Annotated in this window: 23 protein-coding genes and 1 pseudogene; 6 read left to right on the top strand and 18 right to left on the bottom strand. The window is 68.5% G+C overall.

Features of this window, described 5'->3' with window-relative positions:
- Positions 1-5: 5 nt before the first annotated feature.
- Positions 6-1,493 carry a cytochrome-c oxidase, cbb3-type subunit I gene (gene ccoN / locus BrevBR_RS15175; protein WP_442881300.1) on the bottom strand — a complete coding sequence of 496 codons (1,488 nt, stop codon included), beginning with the start codon at positions 1,491-1,493 and terminating at the stop codon, positions 6-8.
- A 291-nt stretch (positions 1,494-1,784) separates the two neighbouring features.
- Between ccoN and BrevBR_RS15170 the strand changes: the two genes are divergently transcribed.
- Positions 1,785-2,072, top strand: coding sequence for a hypothetical protein (locus BrevBR_RS15170; RefSeq protein WP_340001487.1), 288 nt, complete (start codon positions 1,785-1,787; stop codon positions 2,070-2,072).
- A gap of 36 nt (positions 2,073-2,108) precedes the next feature.
- Here BrevBR_RS15170 and BrevBR_RS15165 read toward each other — a convergent pair whose 3' ends face one another.
- Complete coding sequence (locus BrevBR_RS15165; RefSeq protein WP_340001486.1) at positions 2,109-2,525, bottom strand: response regulator transcription factor; 417 nt, start codon at positions 2,523-2,525, stop codon at positions 2,109-2,111.
- Complete coding sequence (locus tag BrevBR_RS15160) at positions 2,522-3,208, bottom strand: helix-turn-helix domain-containing protein (protein WP_332638897.1); 687 nt, start codon at positions 3,206-3,208, stop codon at positions 2,522-2,524. The genes BrevBR_RS15165 and BrevBR_RS15160 overlap by 4 nt, the downstream gene beginning before the upstream one ends.
- Before the next feature lie 158 nt (positions 3,209-3,366).
- Here BrevBR_RS15160 and BrevBR_RS15155 point away from each other — a divergent pair, with 158 nt between their 5' ends.
- Positions 3,367-4,068: a Crp/Fnr family transcriptional regulator gene (locus BrevBR_RS15155; RefSeq protein ID WP_332638898.1), complete on the top strand. Its 702-nt coding sequence runs from the start codon at positions 3,367-3,369 to the stop codon at positions 4,066-4,068.
- Between the two features lie 66 nt (positions 4,069-4,134).
- Here BrevBR_RS15155 and BrevBR_RS15150 read toward each other — a convergent pair whose 3' ends face one another.
- Complete coding sequence (locus tag BrevBR_RS15150) at positions 4,135-4,581, bottom strand: pseudoazurin (RefSeq protein ID WP_332638899.1); 447 nt, start codon at positions 4,579-4,581, stop codon at positions 4,135-4,137.
- Between the two features lie 64 nt (positions 4,582-4,645).
- A complete protein-coding gene (locus BrevBR_RS15145; protein WP_340001485.1) occupies positions 4,646-5,278 on the bottom strand; it encodes a hemerythrin domain-containing protein in 633 nt (210 codons plus the stop codon).
- 111 nt (positions 5,279-5,389) lie between these two features.
- Here BrevBR_RS15145 and BrevBR_RS15140 point away from each other — a divergent pair, with 111 nt between their 5' ends.
- Positions 5,390-7,630 (top strand): adenosylcobalamin-dependent ribonucleoside-diphosphate reductase, encoded by a 2,241-nt coding sequence (locus BrevBR_RS15140; RefSeq protein WP_340001484.1) that lies wholly within the window; start codon positions 5,390-5,392, stop codon positions 7,628-7,630.
- 31 nt (positions 7,631-7,661) lie between these two features.
- On the opposite strand, the gene BrevBR_RS15135 is transcribed toward BrevBR_RS15140, so the two are convergent.
- The 13 genes from BrevBR_RS15135 to BrevBR_RS15075 all read right to left on the bottom strand — a co-directional run bounded on the left by BrevBR_RS15135 (position 7,662) and on the right by BrevBR_RS15075 (position 23,377).
- Complete coding sequence (locus tag BrevBR_RS15135) at positions 7,662-8,858, bottom strand: alginate export family protein (protein ID WP_340001483.1); 1,197 nt, start codon at positions 8,856-8,858, stop codon at positions 7,662-7,664.
- Positions 8,859-8,929: 71 nt separating this feature from the next.
- Positions 8,930-9,967, bottom strand: a complete 1,038-nt coding sequence (gene nirK, locus BrevBR_RS15130) for a copper-containing nitrite reductase (protein ID WP_340001482.1) — start codon at positions 9,965-9,967, stop codon at positions 8,930-8,932.
- Between the two features lie 332 nt (positions 9,968-10,299).
- A complete protein-coding gene (locus BrevBR_RS15125; protein ID WP_340001481.1) occupies positions 10,300-12,360 on the bottom strand; it encodes a TonB-dependent receptor family protein in 2,061 nt (686 codons plus the stop codon).
- A gap of 145 nt (positions 12,361-12,505) precedes the next feature.
- Positions 12,506-12,841, bottom strand: coding sequence for a chorismate mutase (locus BrevBR_RS15120; RefSeq protein ID WP_340001480.1), 336 nt, complete (start codon positions 12,839-12,841; stop codon positions 12,506-12,508).
- On the bottom strand, positions 12,838-13,743 hold the full coding sequence (ubiV, locus tag BrevBR_RS15115) for a ubiquinone anaerobic biosynthesis protein UbiV (RefSeq protein ID WP_340001479.1): 906 nt from the start codon (positions 13,741-13,743) through the stop codon (positions 12,838-12,840). The genes BrevBR_RS15120 and ubiV overlap by 4 nt, the downstream gene beginning before the upstream one ends.
- Positions 13,740-14,732, bottom strand: a complete 993-nt coding sequence (ubiU, locus tag BrevBR_RS15110) for a ubiquinone anaerobic biosynthesis protein UbiU (RefSeq protein WP_332638907.1) — start codon at positions 14,730-14,732, stop codon at positions 13,740-13,742. The genes ubiV and ubiU overlap by 4 nt, the downstream gene beginning before the upstream one ends.
- Before the next feature lies 1 nt (position 14,733).
- The gene (ubiT, locus tag BrevBR_RS15105) at positions 14,734-15,288 is read right to left on the bottom strand and encodes a ubiquinone anaerobic biosynthesis accessory factor UbiT (RefSeq protein ID WP_340001478.1); all 555 of its coding nucleotides are present in this window, start codon (positions 15,286-15,288) and stop codon (positions 14,734-14,736) included.
- The gene (locus BrevBR_RS15100) at positions 15,285-17,057 is read right to left on the bottom strand and encodes a pyridoxal phosphate-dependent decarboxylase family protein (RefSeq protein ID WP_340001477.1); all 1,773 of its coding nucleotides are present in this window, start codon (positions 17,055-17,057) and stop codon (positions 15,285-15,287) included. The genes ubiT and BrevBR_RS15100 overlap by 4 nt, the downstream gene beginning before the upstream one ends.
- 65 nt (positions 17,058-17,122) lie before the next feature.
- Positions 17,123-17,464 carry a YbaN family protein gene (locus BrevBR_RS15095; RefSeq protein WP_340001476.1) on the bottom strand — a complete coding sequence of 114 codons (342 nt, stop codon included), beginning with the start codon at positions 17,462-17,464 and terminating at the stop codon, positions 17,123-17,125.
- A gap of 158 nt (positions 17,465-17,622) precedes the next feature.
- Positions 17,623-18,804 (bottom strand): NnrS family protein, encoded by a 1,182-nt coding sequence (locus BrevBR_RS15090; RefSeq protein ID WP_340001475.1) that lies wholly within the window; start codon positions 18,802-18,804, stop codon positions 17,623-17,625.
- Positions 18,805-18,879: 75 nt separating this feature from the next.
- A complete protein-coding gene (locus tag BrevBR_RS15085; RefSeq protein ID WP_340001474.1) occupies positions 18,880-21,162 on the bottom strand; it encodes a nitric-oxide reductase large subunit in 2,283 nt (760 codons plus the stop codon).
- Between the two features lie 133 nt (positions 21,163-21,295).
- Positions 21,296-22,660 (bottom strand): oxygen-independent coproporphyrinogen III oxidase, encoded by a 1,365-nt coding sequence (hemN, locus tag BrevBR_RS15080; RefSeq protein WP_340001473.1) that lies wholly within the window; start codon positions 22,658-22,660, stop codon positions 21,296-21,298.
- A gap of 27 nt (positions 22,661-22,687) precedes the next feature.
- The gene (locus BrevBR_RS15075; protein ID WP_332638914.1) at positions 22,688-23,377 is read right to left on the bottom strand and encodes an alternative oxidase; all 690 of its coding nucleotides are present in this window, start codon (positions 23,375-23,377) and stop codon (positions 22,688-22,690) included.
- A 115-nt stretch (positions 23,378-23,492) separates the two neighbouring features.
- Between BrevBR_RS15075 and BrevBR_RS15070 the strand changes: the two genes are divergently transcribed.
- The 3 genes and pseudogenes from BrevBR_RS15070 to BrevBR_RS15060 form a co-directional block, all read left to right on the top strand.
- Positions 23,493-25,013 (top strand): PAS domain-containing sensor histidine kinase, encoded by a 1,521-nt coding sequence (locus BrevBR_RS15070; protein WP_340001472.1) that lies wholly within the window; start codon positions 23,493-23,495, stop codon positions 25,011-25,013.
- Complete coding sequence (gene fixJ / locus BrevBR_RS15065; RefSeq protein ID WP_340001471.1) at positions 25,003-25,608, top strand: response regulator FixJ; 606 nt, start codon at positions 25,003-25,005, stop codon at positions 25,606-25,608. The genes BrevBR_RS15070 and fixJ overlap by 11 nt, the downstream gene beginning before the upstream one ends.
- A gap of 84 nt (positions 25,609-25,692) precedes the next feature.
- Positions 25,693-25,894 (top strand): annotated as a pseudogene (locus BrevBR_RS15060) (5-aminolevulinate synthase); the annotation flags it as partial.

Raw genomic sequence — 25,894 nt, 5'->3', positions numbered from 1 at the left:
GATCCTCACTCGGCCGGCAGGAGTTGCGGCTCGATCGTCGTCGCCGGCACGTTCGCGGCGGTGCGCGAGGACGGCATGCGGATCGTTCGCCACAGATTGTAGGACATGATGAGCGTGCCGCTCAGGAACATCAGACCGCCGATGGTGCGGATGACGTTCTGGATATGCTTGGCCGATACGGTCTCGATGAAGCTGTTCGCGAGGAAGCCGTCGGGCGTGTACTCGCGCCACATCAGGCCTTCCATGATGCCGGAGACCCACATCGCGGTGATGTAGAGAACGATGCCGGTGGTCGCGATCCAGAAATGCCACTCGACCAGGGCGTTCGAGTACAGCCGGTCCTTCTTCCAGAGCCACGGGACCAGGCAGTAGATCGCCCCGAAGCTGATGAAGCCGACCCAGCCCAAGGCGCCGGAGTGGACGTGGCCGATGGTCCAGTCGGTGTAGTGCGACAGGGCGTTGACCGTCCGGATAGACATCAGCGGCCCCTCGAAGGTCGACATGCCGTAGAAGGCGATGGCCACGACCATCATGCGGACCACCGGGTCGGTGCGCAGCTTGTCCCACGCCCCCGACAGGGTCATCAGGCCATTGATCATCCCGCCCCAGGACGGCATCCACAGCATGATCGAGAAGGTCATGCCCAAGGTCTGCGCCCACTGCGGCAGGGCCGTGTAGTGCAGGTGGTGCGGCCCGGCCCAGATATAGATGAAGATCAGCGACCAGAAGTGGACGATCGACAGGCGGTAGGAATAGACCGGCCGCCCGACCCGCTTGGGCACGAAATAGTACATCATCGCCAGGAAGCCGGCGGTCAGGAAGAAGCCGACGGCGTTGTGGCCGTACCACCATTGCACCAGGGCGTCCTGGACGCCGCCGAAGGCCGAATAGCTGCGCGCCTCCAGCATGCCGACCGGCACGGCTGCGTTGTTGACCAGGTGCAGCAGGGCGACGGTTACGATGAAGGCCAGGTAGAACCAGTTGGCCACATAGATATGCGGCTCCTTGCGTTTCCAGATCGTGCCCAGGAAGACCAGCAGATAGGCGACCCAGACGATGGTCAGCCACAGGTCGACGTACCACTCGGGCTCGGCGTATTCGCGCGACTGGGTGATGCCGGCGACATAGCCGGTCGCCGCCAGGACGATGAACAGCTGGTAGCCCCAGAAGACGAACCACGGCCAGATCCCGCCCGCCAGTCGCGCCTTGCAAGTCCGCTGCACCACCCAGAATGAGGTGCAGATCAGGGCGTTGCCGCCGAAGGCGAAGATCACCCCCGAGGTATGCAGGGGGCGCAGGCGGCCGAAGTTCAGCCAGCCGTGCTCCGGGAAATAGAAGATATCCGGCCACGAAAGCTGGGCGGCGATCAGGACCCCGACGGTCATGCCGATGACGCCCCAGAACATGGTGGCGATGACGCCGGCGCGAATCACCCCGTCCTCATACCGGTCGGGATCCGACCGGAAACGCCCGTTTGCGACGCCAATGGTCATGGCCGCCAGGGCCACGACCGAGGCCGCCATCAGGAAATAGCCGTGGAAGCGGAAGGCCGCATCGTCGGTGAAGGCGGTCGCGAGCAGAGCCACGATCGCCGCTGCGCCCAGGAAGAGGTACAGGGCGGTCACGTCGCCCGGCGTGTCGGCATTCCTTGAGACGGTGGTCGGCATTCGTTGGGCCTCGATGAGAGAGTCCCTGCTGCGTGCCCCGACTCGCCGCCCGCCGCTTTGCGCCAACGCAAAGCCCACGCCTGAAAAACATGGTTTCAACAAAAGCAGGAGGCCCGGATGCAACGCGACGACACCCAGGAATCACAGATACTCGGCGGCGCTCTGATCGTGTCAGGCGCGTTCCTGGCGACCTCGGGCGCCGTCTGCGCCTTCGCAGCCGCCAACCACATGGCCATAGCCGCGAGCCTTTGCGGACCCGGGACCGGCCACTGCATCCTGTGCATCGTCTCCGCGGCGAGCCTGCTGGCTGCGGCGGCGACCGCCGCCGCAGGCGTGGCGCTGCTCAGGGTGAGGCCATATCCCGCGCCTCAACACTCAGGATGCTCCCGCCGCCGGATGGGCTGAAGATGGGCTGAAGGTCCGGCTGCCCGGGTGTCCCCGCTATGGCGCAGGGGCGGTCGGCGCCTGGTCACTGTGAGACAGCGCGCTGCGCACCGCACTCAGGAGGGCGTCGGAGAGCAGGGGTTTTTCGATAATCGGAACACCGGCGGCCGCCGCGCGCGCCCTCAGATGGGGGCGGGGGTTGGTCGTGATCAAAACCGCCGGCAGGCGCACGCCGTTCTCACGCAGCCGCTCGAGCAGGCCCAGTCCGTCCACACCAGGCAGGTGATAGTCCAGGATCAGACAGCCCTTGTCCGGCAAGGCCTCCGAGGCCAGCAGGGTCTCGGCGTCCCTGAAGCTGCGGACGTCCAGGCCCTCGAGGTCGAAGGAGAATTGCACGGCGTGCGCGACCGCCGGGTCGTCATCGACCAGGAAGACGGCCGGGCGCGGCGCCTGTTTGTCGGTCAGGGAGGTCACGCGCAGATGGACTCCATGCGACCGCGCTGCAGCAGCCGCACATGCCTTGTCGAACGCGCCTCGATCAGTCCGTCGGCCTGCAGCTGGGACAGCGTCCTCGAGACGGTGTGGATGGTCAGGCCGACATGGTCCGCGATGTCCTGCCTCGTCATCGGCAGGTCGATGAATTCCGGATGCCCCAGACGTCCGGCGAATTCGAGCAGGAAGGCGACGACGCGTTCGGTCGCGCCCTGCCGGGCCAGAATCAGGGCGTGGTCCTCGCTCCGTTGAACCGCCCGAACGGTGACCTGCCACAGGGCTCGGGCCAGGCCGATGTCCGTGGCGGCGCGCTCAGCCAGTTCCGCGCGCTCGATCGCCGAGGCATGGACGGTGCTCAGGGCCTCGGCGGTGGTGGCGTGTTCGACACCAGCTTCCAGACCGACGAAGTCCCCGGGAAGGTGGAAGCCGGTGACCTGGCGGCGCCCGTCGCTGAAAAGCCGGTAGCTGACCGCCGCGCCCTTCAGAACGCGATAGACCAGCCGAACCGGATCGCCTTGCCGGAACAGCTGTTCGCCCGGCGCGAAGGGGGATCGCGGGGCTGCCGACGCGTTCGCGAAGACATCGCACAGGTGGCAGTCCGGCGTTTCCGCGCGCGGCGTCGCAACTGGCCGGTCGGTGATGTCGCAAATGCGCAGAGCGGTCATGGAGGTGGTCCGATGAACTTGAGGCCCCCAAACTAAGGTCCCGCCACGCCCCGCCGATATTCGGGAGTGCTCCCTAGGGAGTTTACCGGAGTCGACCCGGCGTCTCGCGGACGCTCTGGTGAGATGGCCGTCGCCGTCGGCGGTCCGCGGATTCGCCCATGCCCGTCGCTTTCGACATCGAGATCCTGAGGCGCTCCGAGATGTTTTCCGGCTTGGCGCCCGAAGCGCTGCAGGTCGTGGTCGCGGCGGGTTCGGTGCGGCGGCTTTCCGCCGGAACCCGCATCTTCGCCCAGGGCGACCCGGGGGTCAGCGGCCACAGCCTGCTGGAGGGCCGGGTCAAGATCGTCCAGACCCGGGCGGATGGCGGGCAGTCGGTTCTCCGCTTCATCGGACCGGGCGAAATGTACGGCACCGTCGCCGCCCTGATGAACCAGGCCTTTCCTGCTGACGCCGTCGCGGTGATCGACAGCGTCGAGATCTGGTGGACCATTCCGGCGCTGCGCCAGCTTATCCGGCAGCATCCCGAGATCGGACTGCGTTCGACGGCCGCCGCCGGGGCGCGCCTGATGGACCTCCAGAGTCGGATGGGCGAACTGACGGGCGAACGGGTGGAGCAGCGGATCGCGCGTACCCTGTTGCGCCTGATGGAAAAGGCCGGGCGGCCCACCAGCGCCGGCATCGAGATCGATTTTCCGATCACCCGTCAGGATCTCGCCGAAATGGCCGGCTCCACCCTGCATACGGTCAGCCGAACCTTGGCGGCCCTGGATCAACGAGGCGTGACCGGCAGCGCCCGGCGCCGGATTGTCGTTCGCGACCCCCGCGCCCTGACCCAGTTGGCGGAGAACGGCGTCGGCTGATCCGACGGTCCTGCTATAGCGTGGCTGAAGGCCGACCCCTGAAGGCCGGCCTTCCCTTGCCTCGGGTCAGCGGACCCGGGTCAGCATCTCGGTGAACCGCCGGCGCGCCAGCGGCGGCGTGCGGGCCACGGCCGTCCGGACCGCTTCCAGATTCGAACCGGCCGGTCCGACCTGGATCAGGGCGACCATGCCCATGCTGTAGTGCGGCGCACACTTCACGGCATAGACCCCGGACTGGGTTACCCGCAGGACGAACTCGCGGCCCATGGGACCGCGCTGGACCGTCGCGCCCGCCGGGATCATTCCGGCGATCGTTTCGGCGTTATGGCCCGGATCGGTGGGGACGAAGCGGATGGTGTCGCCCGGCCGCGCCTGGACGAGCGCGGGCGAGAAGACCATCGCCCCGCCGGCCCCGCGGTTCAGCATCTGAACGACGTGTTCGCCCGCGGCGGCCGGCGTGGCGGCGATCAGCGCGGCGGCCGCGCATACCGTGGGGAGAAGTTTCAGGAACATGACTTGGACCTTAAAAGTGAATGCGCGAGATGTTCGCGGCATGCATCTCTTCTAGTCTTCTCCGTCACCTGAACATTGCGTCCGAACAAACAGAAGCCTCCGTAGATTCCCGGATGTGGGGCGAGAACAGTTCACCTTCCTCCAGTCTCATCTGTTCGCGGATGTCGGCGTTGATCTTGCAGCACAGGACATACAGCACGCGCCAACTGGCGCAGGCCTGCGCGGGAACCTTAAAGCCCTGCGTAAGGACGAGCAGGGCGTCGAGCAGCCTGCGGATCCGGGCGTGTTCGGCCTCCATGATCCGCGCCGCCTCTGCCGCCTGCGGCTTGTCGGCCAGCAGCAAGGGGAAGACGACGGCGTCCTCGCGCTGCTGATGGTGCTCGAGCGCTTCGAGAATCTCGACCAGCCGATCGCACAGGCCGTGCGGCCACAAGTCCTCCCGGCTATGCGCGGCCTCGCAAGCGGTCGCCAGCGCGACGGCGTCCTCGATCACCCCGACAAGGGCGCGATGATAGCGGTCGCGGATGTGGCGGATCAGACGGGTCGTGTCCGCCGGCGGCGCGACCTCGTCGTCCAGAAGAAGGGTGAGGCTGCGGGTCATGGCGCGGCGGTCGACCTGGTCGCAGTCCGCGACACCCCAGCGCCGCAGGACGCCCGGATCGGCTTCGGGAATGAGGTCGAGACGCGGGGATTGCATGGACTCATCTCCTTGAAAGACCCCCGTGGCGGACGCGGATTGTCGCGTCGTTGCGCCCGAACAATCCCGCGCCGAAGGGAATCGGTCAGCCTTCGGGGGAAGGAGACATCCATGGCGTTCGACAATCCGCTCGCGGCCGACATCTGGTCCAGCAAATATCGCTTCAAGCCGGCCGAAGGGGCCGGCGACGACACGGTGGAACAGACCTGGGCGCGGGTGGCGGCGGCCATCGCCGAGGCCGAGACCCCGAAGCTGAGGCGGCATTGGCGCGAGCGGTTCGCCGAGGCCCTGTCCGACTTCCAGTTCCTGCCCGCCGGGCGGATCATGGCCGGGGCCGGCACCGGCCGGGCCGTGACCCTGTTCAACTGCTTCGTCATGGGAGCCGTGCCGGATGAACTGGACGGCATCTTCGACGCCGTGCGCGAGGCGGCCGTGACCATGCAGCAGGGCGGCGGCGTCGGCATGGACTTCTCGACCATCCGACCATCGGGCGCGCCGGTGAAGGGCGTCGGGGCCGACGCCTCGGGACCACTGAGCTTCATGGACGTGTGGGACTCCATGTGCCGCACCATTCTGTCGGCCGGCCAGCGACGAGGCGCCATGATGGGTTGCCTGCGCATCGACCATCCGGACATTGGAGCCTTCATCGACGCCAAGCGCGACCCGGCGCGGCTGAGGAATTTCAACGTCTCGGTGCTGGTTCCTGACGCCTTCATGCGGGCGCTGGAGGCCGGAGCGGACTGGCCGCTGGTCTTCGGCGGCGAGACATACCGCACCGTGCCGGCGCGCGACCTGTGGGCCCGGCTGATGCAGGCCACTTACGACGTCGCCGAGCCGGGCGTGATCTTCATCGACCGGGTCAACGAGCGGAACAACCTGGCCGGCGTCGAGACCATCTCGGCCAGCAACCCGTGCGGCGAGCAGATGCTGCCGCCCTACGGCGCCTGCCTGCTGGGCTCGATCAACCTGGCGCGGCTCGTGGACAGTCCCTTCGAGCCGGGGGCGGCGCTGGACGAGGACCGGCTTGGCGACCTCACCCGCACGGCGATCCGCTTCCTCGACAACGTCATCGACGTCTCGCGTTTCCCGCTCGAGGCCCAGGCCGAGGAGGCCCGGGCCAAGCGGCGGCTCGGCCTCGGCGTCACCGGCCTCGCCGACGCTCTTGTGTTCTGCGGGGTCCCCTATGGCGGGGAAACGGCGGCTGAGATGACCCGGCGCTGGCTGGGCGTGATCAAACGCGAGGCCTATCGCGCCTCCGCCGAGCTGGCCGGCGAGAAGGGTCCCTACCCACTCTATGATCCCGCCGTGCTCGATCGGCCGAACCTGCTCGAACTCGACGAGGAGACGCGGGCGCTGATCGCCCGGCACGGCCTGCGCAACGGCTGCCTGACCTCGATCGCCCCGACCGGCACCACGTCGCTGATGGCCGGAAACGTTTCATCCGGCGTCGAGCCGGTGTTCGCCTTCGCCTACACCCGCAAGGTGCTGCAGCCCGACGGCACGAAACGCGAGGAGGCCGTCGAGGACTACGCCCTGACCGTCTGGAAGCGCCTGCATGGCGACGCGCCCCCGCCCGCCGACAGTTTCGTAACCGCCCAGACCCTGACCCCGGCCCAGCATCTGCGCATGCAGGCGGCGGCCCAGGAGATGATCGACAGTTCGATCTCCAAGACCGTCAACTGCCCTGAGGACATCGCCTTCGACGATTTCGCAGATGTGTATGTCGAAGGCTGGCGGCTGGGCTGCAAGGGTCTGACCACCTATCGGCCGAACGCCGTCACCGGCTCGGTGCTCTCGGCCACGCCGGCTGCTGCGCCGGCCCCGACCCCGCCGGCCGAAATTCGCCTGAGCCCGAGGCCCGAGGCGCTGACCGGCTCGACCTACAAGATCAAATGGCCCGACAGCCCGCACGCTGTCTACGTCACCATCAACGACGTCGAAGGGCCGGACGGACCGCGGCCGTTCGAGATCTTCGTCAACTCCAAGAACATGGAGCACTACGCCTGGACGCTGGGCCTGACCCGGATGATCTCGGCCGTGTTCCGGCGCGGGGGGGACGTGTCGTTTGTCGCCGAAGAGCTGAAGGCGGTGTTCGATCCCCGGGGCGGCGGCTGGCTGAATGGCCGCTACGTTCCCTCCCTGCTGGCGGCGATCGGGGGGGTGATCGAGCGCCACCTCGCGCGTGACGCCGCCGCCTGCGCGGAGTCCGAAGCCGCCGAAACCGCTCCCGCGGTCCCTCCGACCGCCACGGCGGGCTCAAAAGCCTGCTGCCCGCGCTGCGGAATACCCGGCATGGTCCGCAAGGAAGGCTGCGACACCTGCTTCGAATGCGGTTACTCCAAATGCGGCTAGGCTGAACCGGAGGGGGCTGCGCCCCCTCCCCTCAGTAGCGGTACTCGAGCGTCAGCCAGCCCTTGTCAGCGTCGCCGAAAGCAGGATGGTCGCCATCGAAATGGGCGGCCTTCAGCTCGACCGACCAGTGGCTGTCGACGGGCAGGGTGGCGGACAGGTCCAGCTCCCGGCCCAGGGCGAAATCACCATCGGCGTCGTGGAAGGCGTGCGCCTCGGCGGCCAGGCGCAGCGTGCGTGACCCGACCGGAACCCCGACGTGGCCGCGCAGGAACAGGTCGCGGACGCCGAAGGGCGGCGTCGTGGTGATGACGTCGGACCAGCCCAGGAAACCATGCCCCGTGCCCAGCGGCGTCTGGAATCCCGAAAGGCCGTCGCCGTCGAACCGCTCATAGCCCGCGCCAACGGACCAGCGCGGCGACAGCAGACCCACGGCCACGGCCTGGAAGTCCAGGGAGTAGTTGGCCGGATTGGCTCCGGCGTCGGTCTGCACCGCGTATTCGGCAGACCAGGTCAGGGAGCGATCGCCGGACACGAGGCGCGTCCTAGTCAGGCGGGCGCCGACCGTGGTTGAAGAGAAGGCGGCGGCATTGTCCAGGTCGACGCTCAGGCCGAACCCGCTCAATCGTCCGACCGGCGTATCCGTCTCGGCCTGCAACAGGTGAATGTCGCCCCGCCAGACCCCTTGGGCGTGCTCGTGACCGAGCGGCCGCTGGACGCGGTCCGCGAAAACCCAGGTCAGGGTGAGAGGCTTCAGCGCCGTGCTGGCGACCCGGACGGCGTCGAAGGTCTGTTCGTTCTGGCGCCAGCCGACGTTGCCGACAAAGCGGCTGTTGCCCACGGTCAGCCGCTGACGGCCGAGGGTGACCTCCGTGTCTGACAGGCCGGTCCACCGCACCTGCGCCCGGTTCAGCTCCAGCGTCTCGCCGTCAGCCACGGCGGGACGACCCGGGACGGGATCGACCGGGGCCGAATAGCGGTCGTCCAGCACGGCGACCCCCTCCCCCTCGACCAGCAGCTGCAGGCCGTCCGCTGTTGGCGACCGCCAGCCCAGCCGGGTGCGCACGGTCAGGGCGTGGGCCTGTTCGATGAAGCCCTGCTGATCGACCGTCTCGCTGCGAAGGCGGGTCTCGAACAGGATGCGGGCGTCGGCGTCCGTCGACTGGGCCGAGGCAGCGGCGGGGACCGCCGCCAGCGCGAGGGCCAGCGCCGCAAGGCGTCTCATCGGCATCGACATCTCTCCGAAAAAAGCGGCCGCCGGGGATATTCCCGACGGCCGCGAGTCGCACACCAGACTGGCGACTAGTGTTCCATGTGGTTGTGGGCCTCGGGCGAGCCCCGGAAGATCGCCGGGTTCTGCGGTCCGGTGACCTCGATGATGCCGGCGGCGCCGCGGTCGACGCGGCTCAGGGCGTGATCGACCATGATATAGCTGCCGGGAACCTCGAAGGTCAGATCGACCACCGTAGCGCCGCCCGGAGGCACCAGCACGGTCTGCACGTCGGTGACCGGCGGGCTGGTCAGCGAGGCGTCGCGGTACACATGGTCGAAGATCTCTCCGATGACGTGGAAGCTGGAGATCTTGTTGGGGCCGCCGACGCCGAAATAGATCCGGGCCGTATCGCCGACCTCGGCCTTGAGGGCGTTCTCGCCGGTCAGGGCCTTGAATGCGCCGTTCATGACGTAATAGGTCGGCTGTTCGTTGAGCAGTTTCTCGACGCTCTCGGTAAGGAGACCCGGCGTGCCCTGGTCTTCCTCCGTGTAGAGCTCGCCCTGCATCACATAGAACTCGTGATCGACCGCAGGCAGTCCGCCCTCGGGCTCGACGAGGATCAGGCCGTACATGCCGTTGGCGATGTGCTGGGCCACCATCGGCGTGGCGCAGTGGTAGACGTAGAGGCCGGGCTGCAGGGCCTTGAAGGTGAAGGACTTCGTCTCGCCGGGATTGGCGTTGGTCGCCGCCGCGCCGCCGCCGGGACCGGTCACGGCGTGGAAGTCGACGTTGTGCATCATGACGCTGTTGGCGGCGTTGGTCATATTGACCTCGACCGTGTCGCCGACCCGAACGCGGACGAAGGGCCCGGGGACCTTGTTGTTGTAGGTCCAGTAGGTATAGCTGGTCCCGTCCTCAAGCTGGCCGATCACCTCTGTGGTCTCCAGTCCCACCACGTGGTGGCGCGGGCTGTTGGCGGTGAGCGGCGCCGGCAGGTCGGTGGCGCGGCGGATGATGTCGGCGGCCGGCGCTGTCGGCGCGGCCGCTTCCTGGGCGGAAGCGGCTCCGGGAACCGCGGCGGCCAGGGCCAGGACAGCGGCGCTGGAGAGAAGTGCGAAGAGTTTCATGATCTTTCCCCGGGGCTCTCTGCGGCCCCAATGGGGAGTGGTCTAGGAGCCTCCCTTGGGGGCGACTTTGTGCCGGAACAACGTTCCCGGACCACAAGACCTCCGGCCATGCACCGCGGCTTCGTCGGCGAACTTTTCCTCAAAAATATGTTGTAAAATCAACATATTGAAGGATCTTCTTGGCAACACTTCAAAGCCCTCGCAGCATCCCCTAGGGGTTCATACGGAGGCCTGTCTGCGGAGAAAGGCAGACTCGAAAGTCCGCGGGACCCGGGCCCCGCGGACTGAAATCTCCCACCGGCTTTGCGCCCGGCGGACGACCGGTGAAGATGTCAGAAGCTGGTGCGAAGGCCGACGAAGGCGCTGCGCCCCTCGCCCGGCCAGAAGACCGCGGTGGATGCGACGCGAGCGTCGGTGACGGCGCTTGCGTTGGCGATGTAGCGCTCGTCCGTCAGGTTGCGGGCGTCGAGGAACAGTTTGATCCCGGGGGTCACCGCCAGGGTCGCGTTCAACGACCAGACGGCGTAGCCGGGTGACTTCAGGGTGTTGGCATAGTCGACCCAGCTGTCCTTAGGCGTCCACTGCACCGACGGCGCGATCGACCAGCGGCCGGCGTCGTAGCTCAACTCGGCGTGATAGTGGTGCTCCGGGATGACCGGCAGGCGGCCGACGCCATAGTGAGGATCCCCGTCGAAGCGCAGGTCGGTCCAGGCCCAGGTCTGGTGCAACTTCAGCCGGCGTTCGCCATCGCGCCAGATCATCCAGTCCAGGCCGGCTTCAAGGCCCTGGTGCACGGTGTCGCCGGCGTTGAATGTGGCGGCCGGAATGTCGGGCGCCGTCAGAAAGGTCAGCAGCTCGTTCTCGACGGCCATGCGATAGAGGGCAATATCCCAGGACAACGGCCCCTTGCGGCCCCGGGCGCCGATCTCGACCGTCCACGCCTCCTGGGCCTCGACTGGCACGAAGTCCGGATATGGCGTTTGCACCAGGGCGGAGAAATGCGGCGGCTCGACCGAGCGGGTCAGGTTGGCGAACAGCTGCCGGCCGGCGTCGTCCTCCCACAACAGGCCGACCCGGGGCGCAAACCACTCGAAATCTTTCGAGGCGTCGCGGGACGGGTTCAGGTGATCGGCGTAGTCGCGGGTGGTCCACCCCCAGCTGCCACCGGCCACCATCGCCAGCCGCCCGGTGACGAACAGCCGGCCCTCGGCGAAGACGTCCGCGGCCGTGGCGCGCTGGGTGTTGTCGCCGGTCAGGGCGCCGCGCCAGCCGGCGTTGTTCTGGAAAGTCAGACCGTCCAGCCGGCCGTCGCGCAGCCAGGCGCCGACGAACAGGTCGGCGTTCAGCCCGCCGAGCTTGCCGGTCCAGTCGAGGCGGCCGAAGGCCCCGACATTGCGGCTCTGCTGGTCGATAACCACCGAGATGGGGTGGTCCAGATCCTTGGCCGCCGCATAGAGACCGCCCTCGAAGCTCCACGCCTCGTCCAGACGCCAGCGGGTCTGCACCGAGCCGCGCAGGGAGGTCATGTCGCGGCGATAATCCTTCGCCACATTGGCCGCCGCGGCGGCGGTCGGATTCTCGAGCGCCTGCGTCAGGGTAAGGGCCCCGGGAATCTCGTTCTCGATGTCCGCGGCGCTGAGCAACACCCGCACTTCGCGGCCGTCGCCGAACCGGTGACCGGCATTGAGGCTGAGCCGTTGCGAGGCCTGGACGGAGTGGTCCCGCCAGCCGTCGGCGCCGAGCACCGAGACGCCGGCCCAGAGGTCCGTATCGCCCCATTCGCGGGCCATCTCGCCGTGGGCGCGCCAGGTCCCGAAAGAGCCGGCCTCCAGCCGGACCTCGTTGCGTTCCGGCGCGTCGCGGCCGGTCGGGGTGTTGAGCTGGATGGCGCCGCCCATGGTCGCGCCGCCGAAGCGAATGGCGTTGCCGCCCTTGAACACCTCGATATAGCGGGCGCTGAGCAGATCGATTTCCTGGAAGTCGCCAAAGCCGTCGGCCTGGTTGAAGGGCACGCCGTCCTGGGCCAGCACCACGCCGCGGTTGTGCGACGAGTTGCCGACGCCCGAACCGCGGATCGACAGCCGGACCTCCTCGCCCCAACGCTTCTCCGCATAGACGCCCGGCACCGTATGCAGGGCGTCACCGAGGTGCATGGCCATATGGTCGGCGTATTGCTCGCGGCTGACCACCGCCACGGCGCCCGGCGTCTCCTGCACCTCCGCGCGGGCCCGCGCCGCCACCGCGGGGGCCAGCGGATCGCGCCGCCCGGCGATCACCACATCGGCAAGCACGACCGGCTCGTCCGGGGCCGTCAGATGGGTGAGATACGCGGCGTCCTGCGGCGCGCCGGCCGCCAGCATCAGGGCGATGGCGGAGACAGGGGAGATGAACATGGCGAACCCGGAAAGTCGTCCGGCCCTGACCGGACCGTGCGCTCAATTGGGCCCGGTCCGGTCCATGCTCCTTGCGCTGACGCAAGGCCCCGTCTCCGCAATTATACGGTGATCGGCCCCGCTCTAACCGGGCCCGGGCCGATCGTCAGGGGGCGGCGAAACCGCCCTGACAACCGCAACAGCTGTCCTGGGAGGCCTCGGACTGCGCCTCAAGCCAGACCACCTCATGATCGGCGCATCGCTCGACCAGCAGCCGCCAGACCGGCTCGGCGATGGCGGCCGACAGACCGGCCAGGCCGGCCGCCTGCAACACATTGGCCAGAACCGCCTCGACCCGGTCCGGATCGCGCACCCTGGCGGGATCGTCCTTCAGCCGGGCGATGGCTTCAACAATGCGCTGCCGCTGCGCCAGCGCCTCGACCACACGGCGGTCCAGCGCGTCCAGCTCGGTGCGGAGGTCGGCGAGATTTCGCTCCGTCATGACAGCCCTCCGATGGTTTCCAGGCCCGCCTGGCCCCGCAGATAGCCGCCGACCAGCTCGCCCGGCGGGCCGGAGGCGACAACCCGGGCGACGAGTTCGGTCCGGTCGATCCGGCCGTCCACCCGATCGCGCAAGGCGGCGGCCACGGCGACCATGTCGGCGGTATGCGGCGACAGGCGCAGGGCGGTGACTCCGGCCGCCCTCAGGGCCGCTCCCGCCCCGTCGACCAGCTGGACTCCGTGCGACAGGGTCTGCACGCCGTTGACGGCGAGGAAGTCGCGCCCGTCCAGCGTCTTCAGCACCAGCCCGTCGGGGTCGCGGTCGCAGATGAACTGGCAGGCGTCCTTGTGCAGGCCATGGTGGCGGGCGTGATAGCAGCGTCCCGACAGGGCCAGCGGCAGCCGGCCGAAGGCGAACAGCTCGATCTCCAGCCCGGGGCAGGCGACGCCGATCGCGGTCACGGCCTCCAGCGACAGTTCGACATTGGCGCACAGCCGGACGCAGCCACGTCTCATCAGTTCGCGCGCGGCCCCCTCGTTGTAGATGTTGAGCAGCGGCCCGGCCACGAACGCCCCGGTCCGACCCTGCAAGCCGGAGATGTCGTTGATCTCGACCAGGATTTCCTGTTCGGCCGACAAGGCGGCGATGGCCTTGCGGTCACGCTTGAGGGCCGGAAGCCCCAGGCTCGACCAGACCACCGTCTTGCCCGCCTGGGTCAGCCGATCGGCGGCGTCGGCCAGTGCCGCGTCGACCAGGGGCGCCCGTTTGCCGCACACCACCTCCCCCAGATAGACGCGATCGACCGGCGCCTCATCGGCGATCCGCGCATAGAAGTCGCGGATGCGGTCGGGCGCCCAGTTGAACAGCAGCGGTCCGACGGTCAGTTGGATGGGATCTGTCATCGCCACGTCTTCCGGTAGGCGCCGGCGGTTTCGCGACCGCCCTCGGCGAGGTCGGTCAGCAGGCTTTCGAACGGCGTCGGGTCCGCACCTTGGTCGAGGGCGTCGATGGCGCCCCGAAAGGCCGAGGCGACCCGCGCCACATAGGCCTTGCCCCGCTGCCGCCCCTCGATCTTGACCGCCGTGACGCCCGCGCGGCGCAGCGCCGCCAGCAGGCTCATGGCGTTCAGGCTGACCGGATCCTCGAACAGATAGGACAGGCCGCCGCCGACCTCGAACCGGCCCTTGCACAGGGTCGGATAGCCGGCCGGCTCGCCGGCCGCGTAGCGGTCCAGCGCCAGCCCGCCGAGGCGCGACACCAGCGCCCCCTGCTCCTCGGTGTAGGTGACCGATTCCGGCGGCGAGCACACGCCGCTGAGATTGGGCGACCGACCGGTGACATAGGACGACAGGGCGCAGCGGCCCTCGGCCATGACGCACAGGCCGCCGAATACGAAGGCCTCGGTCTCGACGGTGATCTCGCGCATCAGGGCGGCGATCTCCTCGACGCTGAGCACGCGCGGCAGCACGACCCGCTTCACCCCATAGGCCTCGGCGTAGAAGGCGATGGCCTCGGGTGAACCCGCGGCCGCCTGGACTGACAGGTGCAGCCGCAGGCCCGGGTGAGCCTCCCGCGCATGCGCCAGCACACCGAGGTCGGCGACGATGACAGCGTCCACGCCGGTTCCCGCGGCGGCGTCGACCGAGGCCCGCCAGCGGTCGCCGGCTCCGGCCCGGGCGAAGGTGTTGACCGCCAGCAGCACCCTGGCTCCGTGATCATGCGCCCAGGCCACGCTGTCGGTCAGCTCGGCCGGCGAGAAGTTGAGACCGGGGAAGTTGCGGGCGTTGGTGTCATCCCGCAGGCCGCAATAGACGCTGTCGGCGCCCGCCTCGATCGCGGCCTTCAGCATGGCGGGAGATCCGGCCGGACACACCAGTTCGATCGATCCCATCTCAGACCCCTGCCCCGGCCGGCCGCAGCCGGCCCAGCGTTCGGGCAAGGCCCGCGTTCAGCCGGTCGCGGAAGGGCGGCCCGACGCCCAGCAGGTCGGCGAGGGTCAGCTCGGCGGCCTCCAGCGTGTTGTGCAGGGCGACCACCGCCCGGGTGTCGCCGTTGACGCGGATGCATCTGGAGAAGAAGGCCGAGTCGGCGTCGCATCGGCCGTCGAACAGCGCCAGAAGGGTCACCAGCGGGCCGGATATGCGGGCGGCGTGGGGCGCCGTGCCGTCGTCCCGCACCACCCGGACATCGCCGGATCCGCGGCCGGGCCGCAGGCGAAAAGCCACCGGAAAGTCAGTCGGGGCGACGATGAAGATCACGTCTCCGGCCTCGCCGAGCCGTTCGAATACATCCGGCCGCCGCCGCGCCACCCGGCGCAGGGCGAGGGTCAGGAGGCGCTCCACCGGATCGCGCAGGGCCATCAGGACGCCGGTGGCGGCCCCGCCCCGGCCGGACGTGGCGCGCCGCGAACTTCTCGACCGCCAGCCCGCCCCGGCGCGACCGGTCACGCCGCCGCCTCCAGGCCCTCATCGAGACTCTCGCGGACCAGGACGATGAACGGCGGGAACAGGGCCTCGCGGAATTCCGGAGCCGCCCAGTAGGGATTCATGAACACGCAGCGGATCAGCACCATCCCGGACGCGTCGACGACGCCGCCGAAACCGTCGACATGGCGGGCGATCGCCGCCGCATAGTCGGGGCCGAGGGTGGTCTTCGAGACCGAGAATTCCGGCGAGTGGTGGATCCGGTCGAACAGCGCTGTGGTGCGGCGATTGGCGCCGGCCAGCGACTCGCCAGGCCTGGCCACGGAGAAGCAGACGATGTTGGCGTCTGCGGGGTCCAGGAACCTGACCTCAGGCACGGCGGCGCCGAGGGTCGTCTCGAATGCCTGCCGCGTCCGCACCGTTTCGGCCAGCAGCGCCCCCAGTCCCGACGGGCCGAAACCGAGGGTGCGGCCGCTCAGCCAGACCGCGGCCGCCCCGGCCGCCGACCGCGACCCCTCCAGGGTCGACGACCATTTGCCGTCGCCCAGCTCCGGGCGATCCAGATAGGGGGCGTCGAAGGCCGAAACCGCGTAGCGGGCCGTGTCCCGGGTCAGGAAGGCCCCGCAGGCGTAGGGGACGTAGCCCAGCTTGTGCGGGTCGATGGTGACGGAGTCCGCGCGGCCGATGGCCCCCAGCGCGGCGACGCTGGCCGGCGTGAGCACAGCCTCGTCCGGCCCGCCCAGGATGGCGCACAGGAAGCCGCCATAGGCCGCGTCGACATGCCGCCAGATGTGCACGCCGCGCTCGGCCTCCCACTGCTCCAGCCGGTCATGCAGGGCGTCGATCGGGTCGATCTCCCCCGTCTCGGTGGTCCCGGCCACGCCGACGGCCATCAGCACGGGACGGCCCGCGGATTCGGCTCGCCGGATCAGCCGATCCAGATCGTTGACGTCGAGCCGGCCCTCAGCGTCGAGGTCGACCGCCCACAGCGATTCCTCGCCGAGGCCGAACAGGTTCGCGGCCTTGGACCAGGAATAGTGTTTGTTGCCGGGGACCAACATCACCGGACCCAGATAGTCGCGGCCGGCGGCGCGGCCGATGCGGAGCCAGATGTTCGCCGGCACGCCGATAGCGGCGCTGTAGCGGCGCAGCACGCTGTCGGTCAGTCCGTGCTCGACCCACAGCTCGCGGAACCGGTCCCAGCCCATATGAGCCGCGGCGAAGACGTCGAGCGGTTCGCCGGTCTTTTCGGCGATGTAGAGGCCGAGGCTGAGCCAGTGGTCGAGCCGATAGCGGGCCCGCCAGACGGCCTCGAAATTGGCCACCGTACCGCCGGACGTGAAATGGCCCTCGGCCGTCACCGGGTCATAGCCGACCATGGCCGCCAGCATGGCGATGGCCTCGGTCTCGATCACCGTGCCGACCTTGCTGGCCTCGCGCGAGGTGTTGTTGGGATTGTGCAGCATGGCCGCCAGCCAACCCAGCAGTGCAGGCAGCGACACCTCCGCCTTCATGTGGCCGATGTAGCGGGGGGTGTAGGTCGGGGTCTCGGCGGTCAGCGCCTCGCACAGTTCGGCCAGCTCCCGCGACAGGACCTCTCGCCGCTCGAGCCGCTCGGGCGACAGCCGGTCCGAGGGACCGACCAGAAAGGGGTCGGCGGTGAACAGGCCCTTGCGCCAGCCGAACCATTGATCCAGCACCGCCTGGAACTCGCCACGCACCCAGGTCTCGTTTTCGGAACGGGGTCCGGGAAAATAGGCGCCGGCGACGACGGCAGCGGGGGATGAAGGCATGGGATCTCCTGCGGGATGGATGGCGCGGGACCGCCGCCGCGTCGTTGTCGGTGCGCAAGCTCCGTTCAGGACGGCCGGGTCAGAACCCAGCCGCCGACGCAGGCCAGTGCGACCCCAACCGTGGCGGTGACGGCCAGACCGGCCCCTGACGCATGAATCAGCAGGCCGCTGAGCGGCAGGCTTGTCAGGGCGAACGCCTTGGCCCGGGCCGGGATGGCGCGGCGTTGTTCCCAGGCCTTCAGCGGCGGACCGAGCCGCGGATGGTCCCGCAACCACGCCTCGAGACGGGGCGACGACCGCGCGAACGCCCAGGCCGACAACAGGAGGAACGGCGTCGTCGGCAGAACCGGCAGGGCCACCCCGGCGACGGCCAGCGCCGCCGCGCCCAGCCCGAGCGCCTGCAGCATCAGCCGATCGCCGCGAGGCGCAGAGGGCGAGCAGTGGCAATCACCGTGACAGCACAAGTCTGTCGGACACATCGCCGGGTCGCAGCAGTCGGTGGCGGGACGAAGCATGACGTCCTGGTCCCACGTCCCGCGATCCATCGCCTTGCGCGGGCGCAATGTCATAGCGACCGCCGCCACAGCATCGGTCCGTAGGCGGCGACGAAGCTTGCGAAGGCCAGGCCCCACAGCGTCGCCGAAACCGCGAGCAGGGCCAGGGTCCATTCCGCCAGAAACGGCGCCGACACCCGAACGGCCGCCGCGGACAGGATCAGCAGATAGATGGCGGTCGTCGAACGGTCGGCGACCCGGGGCCGACCGGTATGGCCCCGCGTGGCCCGGGTCATGATGGCCAGCGTCTCGACGCCCATGGCCCCGGTGGTCAGTGCATGGATGCCCGCGGAGAACGGCACGGCGGCCGGAGCCAGGGCGGACAGTCCGAGAAGGATCAGCCCCAGGCCGAGCCACGCATAGCCGAGGTGGAGAATCCAGACGAGGGCCTCGCGCCGCGCCAGCCAGCCGCGCCAACGCGCCAGCCGGGCCAGATTAGCCACGCCCGCCACGACGAGCGCCGCGCCGGTGAACGGCGACAGCGGTGCCGCCACCCAGGCGACCAGCGCCAAGCCGGTCACGGCCAGCACCCCGGCGTCGAACGGGTTGAATGCGGTCGGGCCCTTCAAAATGCCCTGCGCCTGGGTCCAGTTCTGGGTGAAACTGGGGGTCACCCGGCCCCCGATCAAAGCGATCAGGCCGGTGACGACCGCCACGGCGGCCCGCTCCGCGCCGGGGCCGAACAGAGGAATCTGGCTCCGCAGATGGAAGGCGATATTGGCGGCCGCCAGCACCGACACCAGCAGGCAGACCGGCAGGTTGCGCCGGTTCTTCGCCGCCAGCACCTCGCGCCAGATCAGGGCGGCGAAGACCACGAGGAAGGCGCTGTCGGTCACGGCCGCCGGACCGGCCATCGACGCCGGCAGCAAGCCCGCCGCCCGGCCCGCGAGCCACAGGGCGAACAATCCCGCCAGCTTCGCGCCCGTCACCGGCAGGCGGCCCGTCCAGTTTGGCACCGCCGTCAGCAGGAAGCCGGCGATGACCCCCGCCAGATAGCCGAACAGCATCTCGTGGATATGCCACAGCCGCCCGTCCATGCTCCCGACCGTGCCGTCGCCCAGCGTCATCGACGCCACCCAGACCGGCACCGCGACCGTCGCCCACACGGCCGAGAACAGGAAGAAGGGCCTGAAGCCGAAGCTGAACAGGGGCGGGCCGGAATACCGCCGGATGGACTGGGCTGTCGTGGCCACGGGAGAAATATCCTCTGGAAAAAGAAAGGGCGGGGAGAGGCGAACCCCTCCCCGCCCCGATACGCTGGCGGCCCGCTACTCGGCCGGCAGGACCGCCGGCTCGGCTGGAGTATCGACGGCGGGTCGGGGCTTGAGCCCGCCGATCACCAGCCGGGCGGCGAAGATCGCCAGTGTCACGGCCCCCGCCCCGAAGACCACGTCGCCGGGGACGCGCATCCAGACCAGGGTCTGGACCAGCGGCGAGTGAAGAACCGCCGGAGAGCGCGCGTACCACATGCCGTGCTCGATGCTGGCGAAGGCCTGGACCACCCCGATGGGAAGCAGCGACAGGAACAGCATCATCGCCAGGCCGATGTTCAACAGCCAGAACGTCCAGGCCAGCAGCGTGTCGCTCCACGCCTCGCGGCGGGCCAGGCTGCGGAAGCAGAACAGCAGCAGGCCGATGCCCAGCATCCCGTAGACCCCGAACAGGGCCGCGTGGGCGTGGGTCGCCGTCGTGTTGAGCCCCTGGATGTAATACAGGCTCAGCGGCGGGTTGATCATGAAGCCGAAGACGCCGGCGCCGAGCAGGTTCCAGAAGCCGACGGCCACGAAGAACAGGATCGGCCATTTGTAGGCCTTGACCCAAGGCGCGGCCTTGGTGTGCCGCCAGTTCTCGAAGGCCTCGAAGCCGACCAGGGCCAGGGGCACGACCTCGAGGGCCGAGAACACCGAACCAATGGCCATCACCGAAGTGGGCGTGCCGGCGAAATACCAGTGGTGCGCCGTGCCCAGCACCCCGCCGGTCATGAAGACGATGGTGCCGAACACGACCGCGACATTGGCCACCATCGGCCGGACCAGGCCGAGGCGAACGAACAGCAGGCTGATCACCGCCGTGGCGAACACTTCGAAGAAGCCCTCGACCCACAGGTGGACCACCCACCAGCGCCAGTATTCGACCATCGAGATGTGGGTGTGTTTGCCCCACATGAAACCGGCCGCATAGAACAGGGCGATGGCCACGGTGGACAGGAACAGGATCACCAGCACCGGCTTGGCCTGGGACTTCTCCCTCAGCGCCGGCCACAGGGCCCGGGTCACCAGCAGCAGCCAAAGCAGCAGGCCGACGAACAGCAGGCTCTGCCAGAAGCGGCCGAGGTCGATATATTCCCAGCCTTGGTGACCAAACCACCAGTTGGTGTCGAGGTCGAAAATCTGCTGCACGCCGAACCATTCGCCGGCCATCGATCCGAGGACCACGAAGACGAGGGCGACCCACAGGACGTTGACGCCGAGGGCCTGGAACCGCGGTTCCTTGCCTGAGACGATGGGGGCGATGTAGAGGCCCGTGCCCAGCCAGGCCGTGGCGATCCAGAACACCGCCAGCTGGGTGTGCCAGGTGCGGGTGACGGCGTAGGGAATCCATTCCGAGATCGGAATGCCGTAGAAATCATGGCCCTCGACCGCATAGTGGGCGGTGACGGCGCCGAGGCCGACCTGCAGCAGGAACAGGGCGATCACGGTCAGGAAATACTTGCCCGCCGCCTTCATCGAGGGCGTCGGCTTCATGCCCATCAGCGGATCGGCCGTGGGCGGTTCGAGGTGCTCTTCCTTGGGCTGACGGGCGTGCCAGAAGATCAGGGCGGCGACGCCGAGGATCAGCAGCAGGACGCTGGCCACCGACCAGACGATGTTGGCCGGGGTCGGCACATTGTCGATCAGCGGCTCGTGCGGCCAGTTGGAGGTGTAGGTGATGACGTCGTTCGGACGCTGGGTCCCCGCGCCCCAGCTGGCCCACCAGTAGAAGGCCGAGATCTGGTTGCGGCGGCCGGCGTCCGGCACCGCGTTGTTGGCGATGGCGTACTGCTCGCGCAGCGATTCCAGCGCCGGATCGTCGCTGAGCAGGGCGACGTAGTGCGCCTTGACCTCGCGCATGGCGGCCGCCCGGTCGGTCGAGACCGTGATGGTGTCGGTGGCCCGATCATAGGTGTTGGTGCGCATCTCGCGCTTGACCCGGGCCTTCAGCGCGGCCTGACGCTCCTCGTCCAGGCTGGCCCAGGACTGGTCGAAGTCGCGTTGCGACCACATCTCCAGCAGGGCCATGGTTTCGCGGTGCAGCTGGTCGGCGGACCAGTCGGGCGCCACATAGCCGCCGTGGCCCCAGACGGAGCCGACCTGCTGGCCGCCCATCGACTGCCAGGCCAGCTGGCCAGTCTGGATGTCTTCGCGGGTCAGCAGCACCGCCCCGGTCGTGTCCACGACCTGCGCCGGTATGGGCGGCGCCTGCCGGTTTATCTCCCGTCCCATCATCCCCAGCACCGCGAACGACGTCGCCATGATCAGGGCGAGGACGATCCAAAGTCTCTTGGTTGTCATCTCGCAGTATCCTTGCGGCCGCGCGGGAGATCCCGAATCCGGCCCATTGAAGCTTCCATTCCGTCGATCAGCGTGACCGGACGTTGTCGGCCGACAAACTCGGGGATTCCCCCAGTGGGGGATGTCCCGGCTGTCACACCGCGCGGGCGTGCCGGCTCGCGGCGACCGGCAGGCGGGCGTCGAAACAGGCCGCGACCACGCGCATGATGCGATGGGCCTCGGCGGGTATCCGGATGATCCGGCCTTCGACGATGCAGAGGCCGTCGACCTGCAACCGGCTGGCGGCGACGATCGCGCTGTCCAGAACCGCATCGGCGAAGCCGTGCGCCCGGCAGACCGCGGCCACATCGACCGCCAGGTCGCACATCAGCCGCTCGATCACGGCCGCGCGCAGCTCGTCCCCGGCGTCGACGGCGAGGCGGCGGGCGACCGGCAACCGCCCCCCTTCGACCTCCCGGCCCCAGACGTCGGTCGCCGCCGCGTTCTGAACGAAGCCCTCTGCGAACCGGCCAATCGAAGACGGACCGATCGGCACCAGCACCGGAGCCGGATCGTCGGTGTAGCCCTGGAAGTTGCGGCGCAGCGTCCCCGACGCCGCCGCGACGGCCAGTGGATCGTCAGGCAGGGCGTAATGGTCCAGGCCGATGCGGACATAGCCGGCAGCCAGCAGCGTCTCGTCGGCGGCCTCGGCCTGGGCCCAGCGCCCGTCGCCATCGGCCAGATCGGCCTCGCGGATCATCACCTGGTGCTTCTTCATCCACGGCACATGGGCGTAGCCGAACACCGCCACCCGGTCGGGCCGCAAGGTCAGGGCCGCCTCGGTGGAGGCCGCGACATTCCCGGGGGTCTGGCCGGGCAGGCCGTACATCAGATCGAAATTGATCGCCGACACGCCAGTCTTGCGCAGCCGGTCGTTGGCGGCGGCGACCATGTCGAAGGGCTGGATGCGGTTGACCTTCGTCTGGACCTCCGGATCGAAGGTCTGGACGCCGAGACTTACCCGGGTGACCCCCGCCTCGCCGCAGGCGTCGATGAAGGCCTCCGTCAGCATGCCCGGATCCAGCTCGGCCGCGACCTCCGCGTCCGGGCGCAGGGCGAAACGGTCGGCCATATGCCGGACGAGGGCGAGAAAGTCTTCGGGCGACAGGGCGTTGGGGCTGCCGCCGCCGAAATGCAGATGGGCGGCGCCGGCGTGCGGGCCGATGGCGTCGGCCCACAGATCGACCTCCAGCATCAGGGTCTGGAAGAAGGCCCGGACCCGGTCGTACTCGTGAAAGACGCTCGTGTTGCAGCCACAGTACCAGCACAGCCGCTTGCAGAAGGGCACATGGACATAGGCCGAGATCGCCTGGTCGGCGCGGGTCGCCGCCAGCCACGCCCGGGCTTCTCCCTCCCCCGCGGCGGTCTCGAAGGCGACCGCCGTCGGGTAACTGGTATAGCGTGGCAGGTTGCGCTCAGCGTGAGGCCGCCAGGCGGCCGGAAGGGTGCGGATCGACATGCGAAGGGACCGGGTTTCTGGTTGCCGCTATGCCGCCGCCTTCCACGCGGGCTGCAATTCGACATGCGGCGGGCAGGGCGCGATCGCGATCGGCGCGGCGCCGCACAGCTCGTTGGCGAAGCCATGGTTGACGTCGCGGTGGTGAGCCTCGTCGGCGCGAACCACCAGCACCACGTCGCGAAGGGTCGCGTCGGCGGGCAGGCCCCAGTACCGGCGGGCGATCTCGGGGGCGGCCACGTTCTCGCTGCGGCCCTCGTCGATCTCGGCCAGATAGTGGGTGTAGCTGAGGACGGCCTCCTCCTCGAAATAGCCGACCACGCGGTGCGCCGTCTTGGCCGACACCAGGTAGAGGCCGAAGAAGAACAGGTAGAAGACCCATTGCACGGCGATGACCATGAAGCGTTCGAACAGGGTCGGCTTGCACACCTCGATGAAGGTCATCAGGTGCATCCGCTCGTTCTCGGCCTCGTCCATCAGGGTGCGGATCCAGCCATTGTCGTCCTTCATCCGGCGCAGGGCCTTCAGGTGGTTCAGGGTCGCGCCGACCATGCCCGGCACCGCGGCGACGGTTTCCAGCACCACGGCGCGGTGGCCATAGCGTTTGGCGAAGAAGGTGTCGGCGAAAAAGCGCAACGCCTTCACGAAGCCCCAGGCCGTCCGGTCGGACAGGCCCCTGGGTGCATGATGGACAGAGAGGTCGACGAGGGGAGCGGTCATGGCGGCTTCCGTAAGCAATGAACTGGGGGCCGGCGGCCCGATGCCAGGGAAGTAGCTGCCGCCCGCGGCTGGCGAAATTCGGGTGTTTCACCTACGGGGTGTTGCGGAGGCCATGATGACGACCACCCCGACAGCCGAGTTTGAGAGCCGGACTCCTTGGGACTGGATGCTGGCGACCCGGCACACGGGTTACGGTCTGGCCGCCGCGGTGTTCGGCGCCGGCGGCGGGCTGGCGGCGCGCATGGCCGCTACGCCGTGGCTTCAGGATCGGCTGGCGCTGCTGTTCTTTGTCCCGGCTGTGGTCGCGGCGGCGGGCCTCGGCGGCGCTGTTCCCGGAGCGGTGGCGACGGTGCTGGGCTTCGCCTGCGGCCTCTATGTCACCTGGTCGACCGGCGCCCTGACCGCCGGCGACATGGCCGGGGGGGTGGTCTTCCTGATGCTGGGCGCCGTCATCACCGCTGGCGGTGAAGCGTTCCAGAACATGCGGTCCCGCGCCATTTCGGTGAATCGCGATCTGCGCGCCCGCGAGGCGCATCTGCAGTCCATTCTGGCCACCGTGCCGGACGCCATGGTCGTCATCACCGAGCGCGGGATCATGCAGTCCTTCAGTCCCACAGCCGAGCGCCTGTTCGGCTGGACCCCGGACGAGGTGATCGGCCAGAACGTCAGGATGCTCATGCCGGAACCCTATCGCGAGCAGCACGACGGATACCTCGACCGCTATCTGACCACCGGAGAGCGGCGGATTATCGGGGTCGGCCGGGTCGTGGTCGGGGAGCGCAAGGACGGCTCGACCTTCCCGATGGAACTGGCCGTCGGGGAGATGATTTCCGGCGACCAGCGCTTCTTCACCGGTTTCGTCCGCGACCTCAGCGAACGGCAGCAGACCGAGCAGCGGCTGCAGGAGTTGCAGTCGGAACTGGTCCACATCTCGCGTCTCACCGCCATGGGCGAGATGGCCTCGGCCCTGGCGCATGAGCTTAACCAGCCGCTTTCGGCCATGGCCAACTACCTTAAGGGCTCGCTGCGTCTGCTGGACGCCGAGACCATCGCGCGGGACCGTCTGAAGGACGCCATCCAGAAGGCCGGCGACCAGGCCCTCAGGGCCGGCGACATCATCCGCCGTCTGCGCGACTTCGTGGCCCGCGGCGAGGCCGAACGCCGCGTTGAAAGCCTGCCGAAACTGATCGAGGAAGCCAGCGCCCTTGCCCTCGTCGGTGCCAAGGAACACGGCGTTCGCGTTCTTTTCCGCTTTTCGCCGGATATCGACCTGGTGCTGGCGGACAAGGTCCAGATTCAGCAGGTCGTGCTGAACCTCATCCGCAATGCGATCGAGGCGATGGAGGACGCCAGGCGAAAGGTGCTCGAAATCCGGCTCGATCCCGCAGCCGACGAATATGCCCAGGTCAGCGTGGCCGACACCGGTTCGGGCATCAGTCCCGATATCGCTGACCAGCTGTTTCAGCCGTTCGTCACCACCAAACGGACCGGCATGGGCGTTGGCCTGTCGATTTCGCGCACCATTATCGAGGCCCATGGCGGCCGGATATGGGTCGAACAGAATCCGGGCGGCGGTACGCGATTCTGCTTTACGCTGCGCTCTGTAGGCGAGGAGGAACTCTACGATGGCGAGTGAGCCGATCGTTCATGTAGTCGATGATGACCCCGCGATCCGGGATTCGCTGGCCTTCCTGCTGGACACGGCGGGTCTGGCGTCAAGAACCTATGAATCTGCCGCGGCCTTGCTGGCCCACACGGATACGCTGGCGCCGGGCTGCATCGTCACGGATGTGCGCATGCCGGACATGAACGGGCTGGAGATGGTCCGGCGCCTGTCCGAGATGGGCGTGCGCCACCCGGTCATCGTCATGACCGGCCACGCTGATGTGCCGCTGGCGATCGAGGCGGTCCGCGCCGGGGTCAAGGACTTCATCGAGAAACCCTTCGACGACGAGGCCCTTCTGTCTTCGATCCGATCCGCCCTCGCCAGCCAGGCGGGCGCCACCGAGCGCGAGGGCCAGGATGCCGAGGTGCGCGAGCGCCTCGCCTCCCTGTCCACCCGGGAGCGTCAGGTGCTGGACGGTCTTGTCGCCGGCCGCGCCAACAAGGTCATCGCCTACGACCTCGAGATCAGCCCGCGCACGGTCGAGGTCTATCGCGCCAACGTCATGACCAAGATGCAGGCTCGAAGCCTGTCGGAATTGGTCCGGATGACGATCCTCGCCGGATAGACCCTGCTGGCGTAGGGGTTTCCCGGAGGTGACGCGGGCGGACATGGGTGGGAGGAGAAGGACCGATCGCGTGGGGTCCCTCTGATGTACGACTACAAGGCCGCCTTCCAGACTGCCGTGGAGCAGGTCAAGAGCGAGGGGCGCTATCGCGTCTTCGCGGATTTGAAGCGCGTGCGCGGCCAGTTCCCGAAGGCGGTTCGCCGCCGCGAGGACGGCGTCGAGCAGGACGTCGTGGTCTGGTGTTCGAACGACTATCTGGGCATGGGCCAGCACCCGGCGGTGCTTG

Origin of the sequence: Brevundimonas sp. BR2-1 (assembly GCF_037626195.1) — a bacterium.
Taxonomy (GTDB): Bacteria; Pseudomonadota; Alphaproteobacteria; order Caulobacterales; family Caulobacteraceae; genus Brevundimonas.
Note: the sequence above shows the minus strand (reverse complement) of the source record. Positions and strands in the feature narration are given on the sequence as shown.

Bases quoted from the DNA above. Each gene is read 5' to 3' on its own strand.
- fixJ (WP_340001471.1), top strand. From the start codon at position 25,003: ATGGCGAGTGAGCCGATCGTTCATGTAGTCGATGATGACCCCGCGATC.
- BrevBR_RS15140 (WP_340001484.1), top strand. From the start codon at position 5,390: ATGGCGTTCGACAATCCGCTCGCGGCCGACATCTGGTCCAGCAAATAT.
- BrevBR_RS15135 (WP_340001483.1), bottom strand. From the start codon at position 8,858: ATGCCGATGAGACGCCTTGCGGCGCTGGCCCTCGCGCTGGCGGCGGTC.
- BrevBR_RS15145 (WP_340001485.1), bottom strand. From the start codon at position 5,278: ATGCAATCCCCGCGTCTCGACCTCATTCCCGAAGCCGATCCGGGCGTC.
- nirK (WP_340001482.1), bottom strand. From the start codon at position 9,967: ATGAAACTCTTCGCACTTCTCTCCAGCGCCGCTGTCCTGGCCCTGGCC.
- ubiV (WP_340001479.1), bottom strand. From the start codon at position 13,743: ATGACAGATCCCATCCAACTGACCGTCGGACCGCTGCTGTTCAACTGG.
- BrevBR_RS15085 (WP_340001474.1), bottom strand. From the start codon at position 21,162: ATGACAACCAAGAGACTTTGGATCGTCCTCGCCCTGATCATGGCGACG.
- ubiU (WP_332638907.1), bottom strand. From the start codon at position 14,732: ATGGGATCGATCGAACTGGTGTGTCCGGCCGGATCTCCCGCCATGCTG.
- ccoN (WP_442881300.1), bottom strand. From the start codon at position 1,493: ATGACCATTGGCGTCGCAAACGGGCGTTTCCGGTCGGATCCCGACCGG.
- BrevBR_RS15070 (WP_340001472.1), top strand. From the start codon at position 23,493: ATGACGACCACCCCGACAGCCGAGTTTGAGAGCCGGACTCCTTGGGAC.
- BrevBR_RS15155 (WP_332638898.1), top strand. From the start codon at position 3,367: ATGCCCGTCGCTTTCGACATCGAGATCCTGAGGCGCTCCGAGATGTTT.
- BrevBR_RS15125 (WP_340001481.1), bottom strand. From the start codon at position 12,360: ATGTTCATCTCCCCTGTCTCCGCCATCGCCCTGATGCTGGCGGCCGGC.
- BrevBR_RS15100 (WP_340001477.1), bottom strand. From the start codon at position 17,057: ATGCCTTCATCCCCCGCTGCCGTCGTCGCCGGCGCCTATTTTCCCGGA.
- BrevBR_RS15075 (WP_332638914.1), bottom strand. From the start codon at position 23,377: ATGACCGCTCCCCTCGTCGACCTCTCTGTCCATCATGCACCCAGGGGC.
- hemN (WP_340001473.1), bottom strand. From the start codon at position 22,660: ATGTCGATCCGCACCCTTCCGGCCGCCTGGCGGCCTCACGCTGAGCGC.
- BrevBR_RS15120 (WP_340001480.1), bottom strand. From the start codon at position 12,841: ATGACGGAGCGAAATCTCGCCGACCTCCGCACCGAGCTGGACGCGCTG.
- BrevBR_RS15095 (WP_340001476.1), bottom strand. From the start codon at position 17,464: ATGCTGCAGGCGCTCGGGCTGGGCGCGGCGGCGCTGGCCGTCGCCGGG.
- BrevBR_RS15150 (WP_332638899.1), bottom strand. From the start codon at position 4,581: ATGTTCCTGAAACTTCTCCCCACGGTATGCGCGGCCGCCGCGCTGATC.
- BrevBR_RS15170 (WP_340001487.1), top strand. From the start codon at position 1,785: ATGCAACGCGACGACACCCAGGAATCACAGATACTCGGCGGCGCTCTG.
- BrevBR_RS15160 (WP_332638897.1), bottom strand. From the start codon at position 3,208: ATGACCGCTCTGCGCATTTGCGACATCACCGACCGGCCAGTTGCGACG.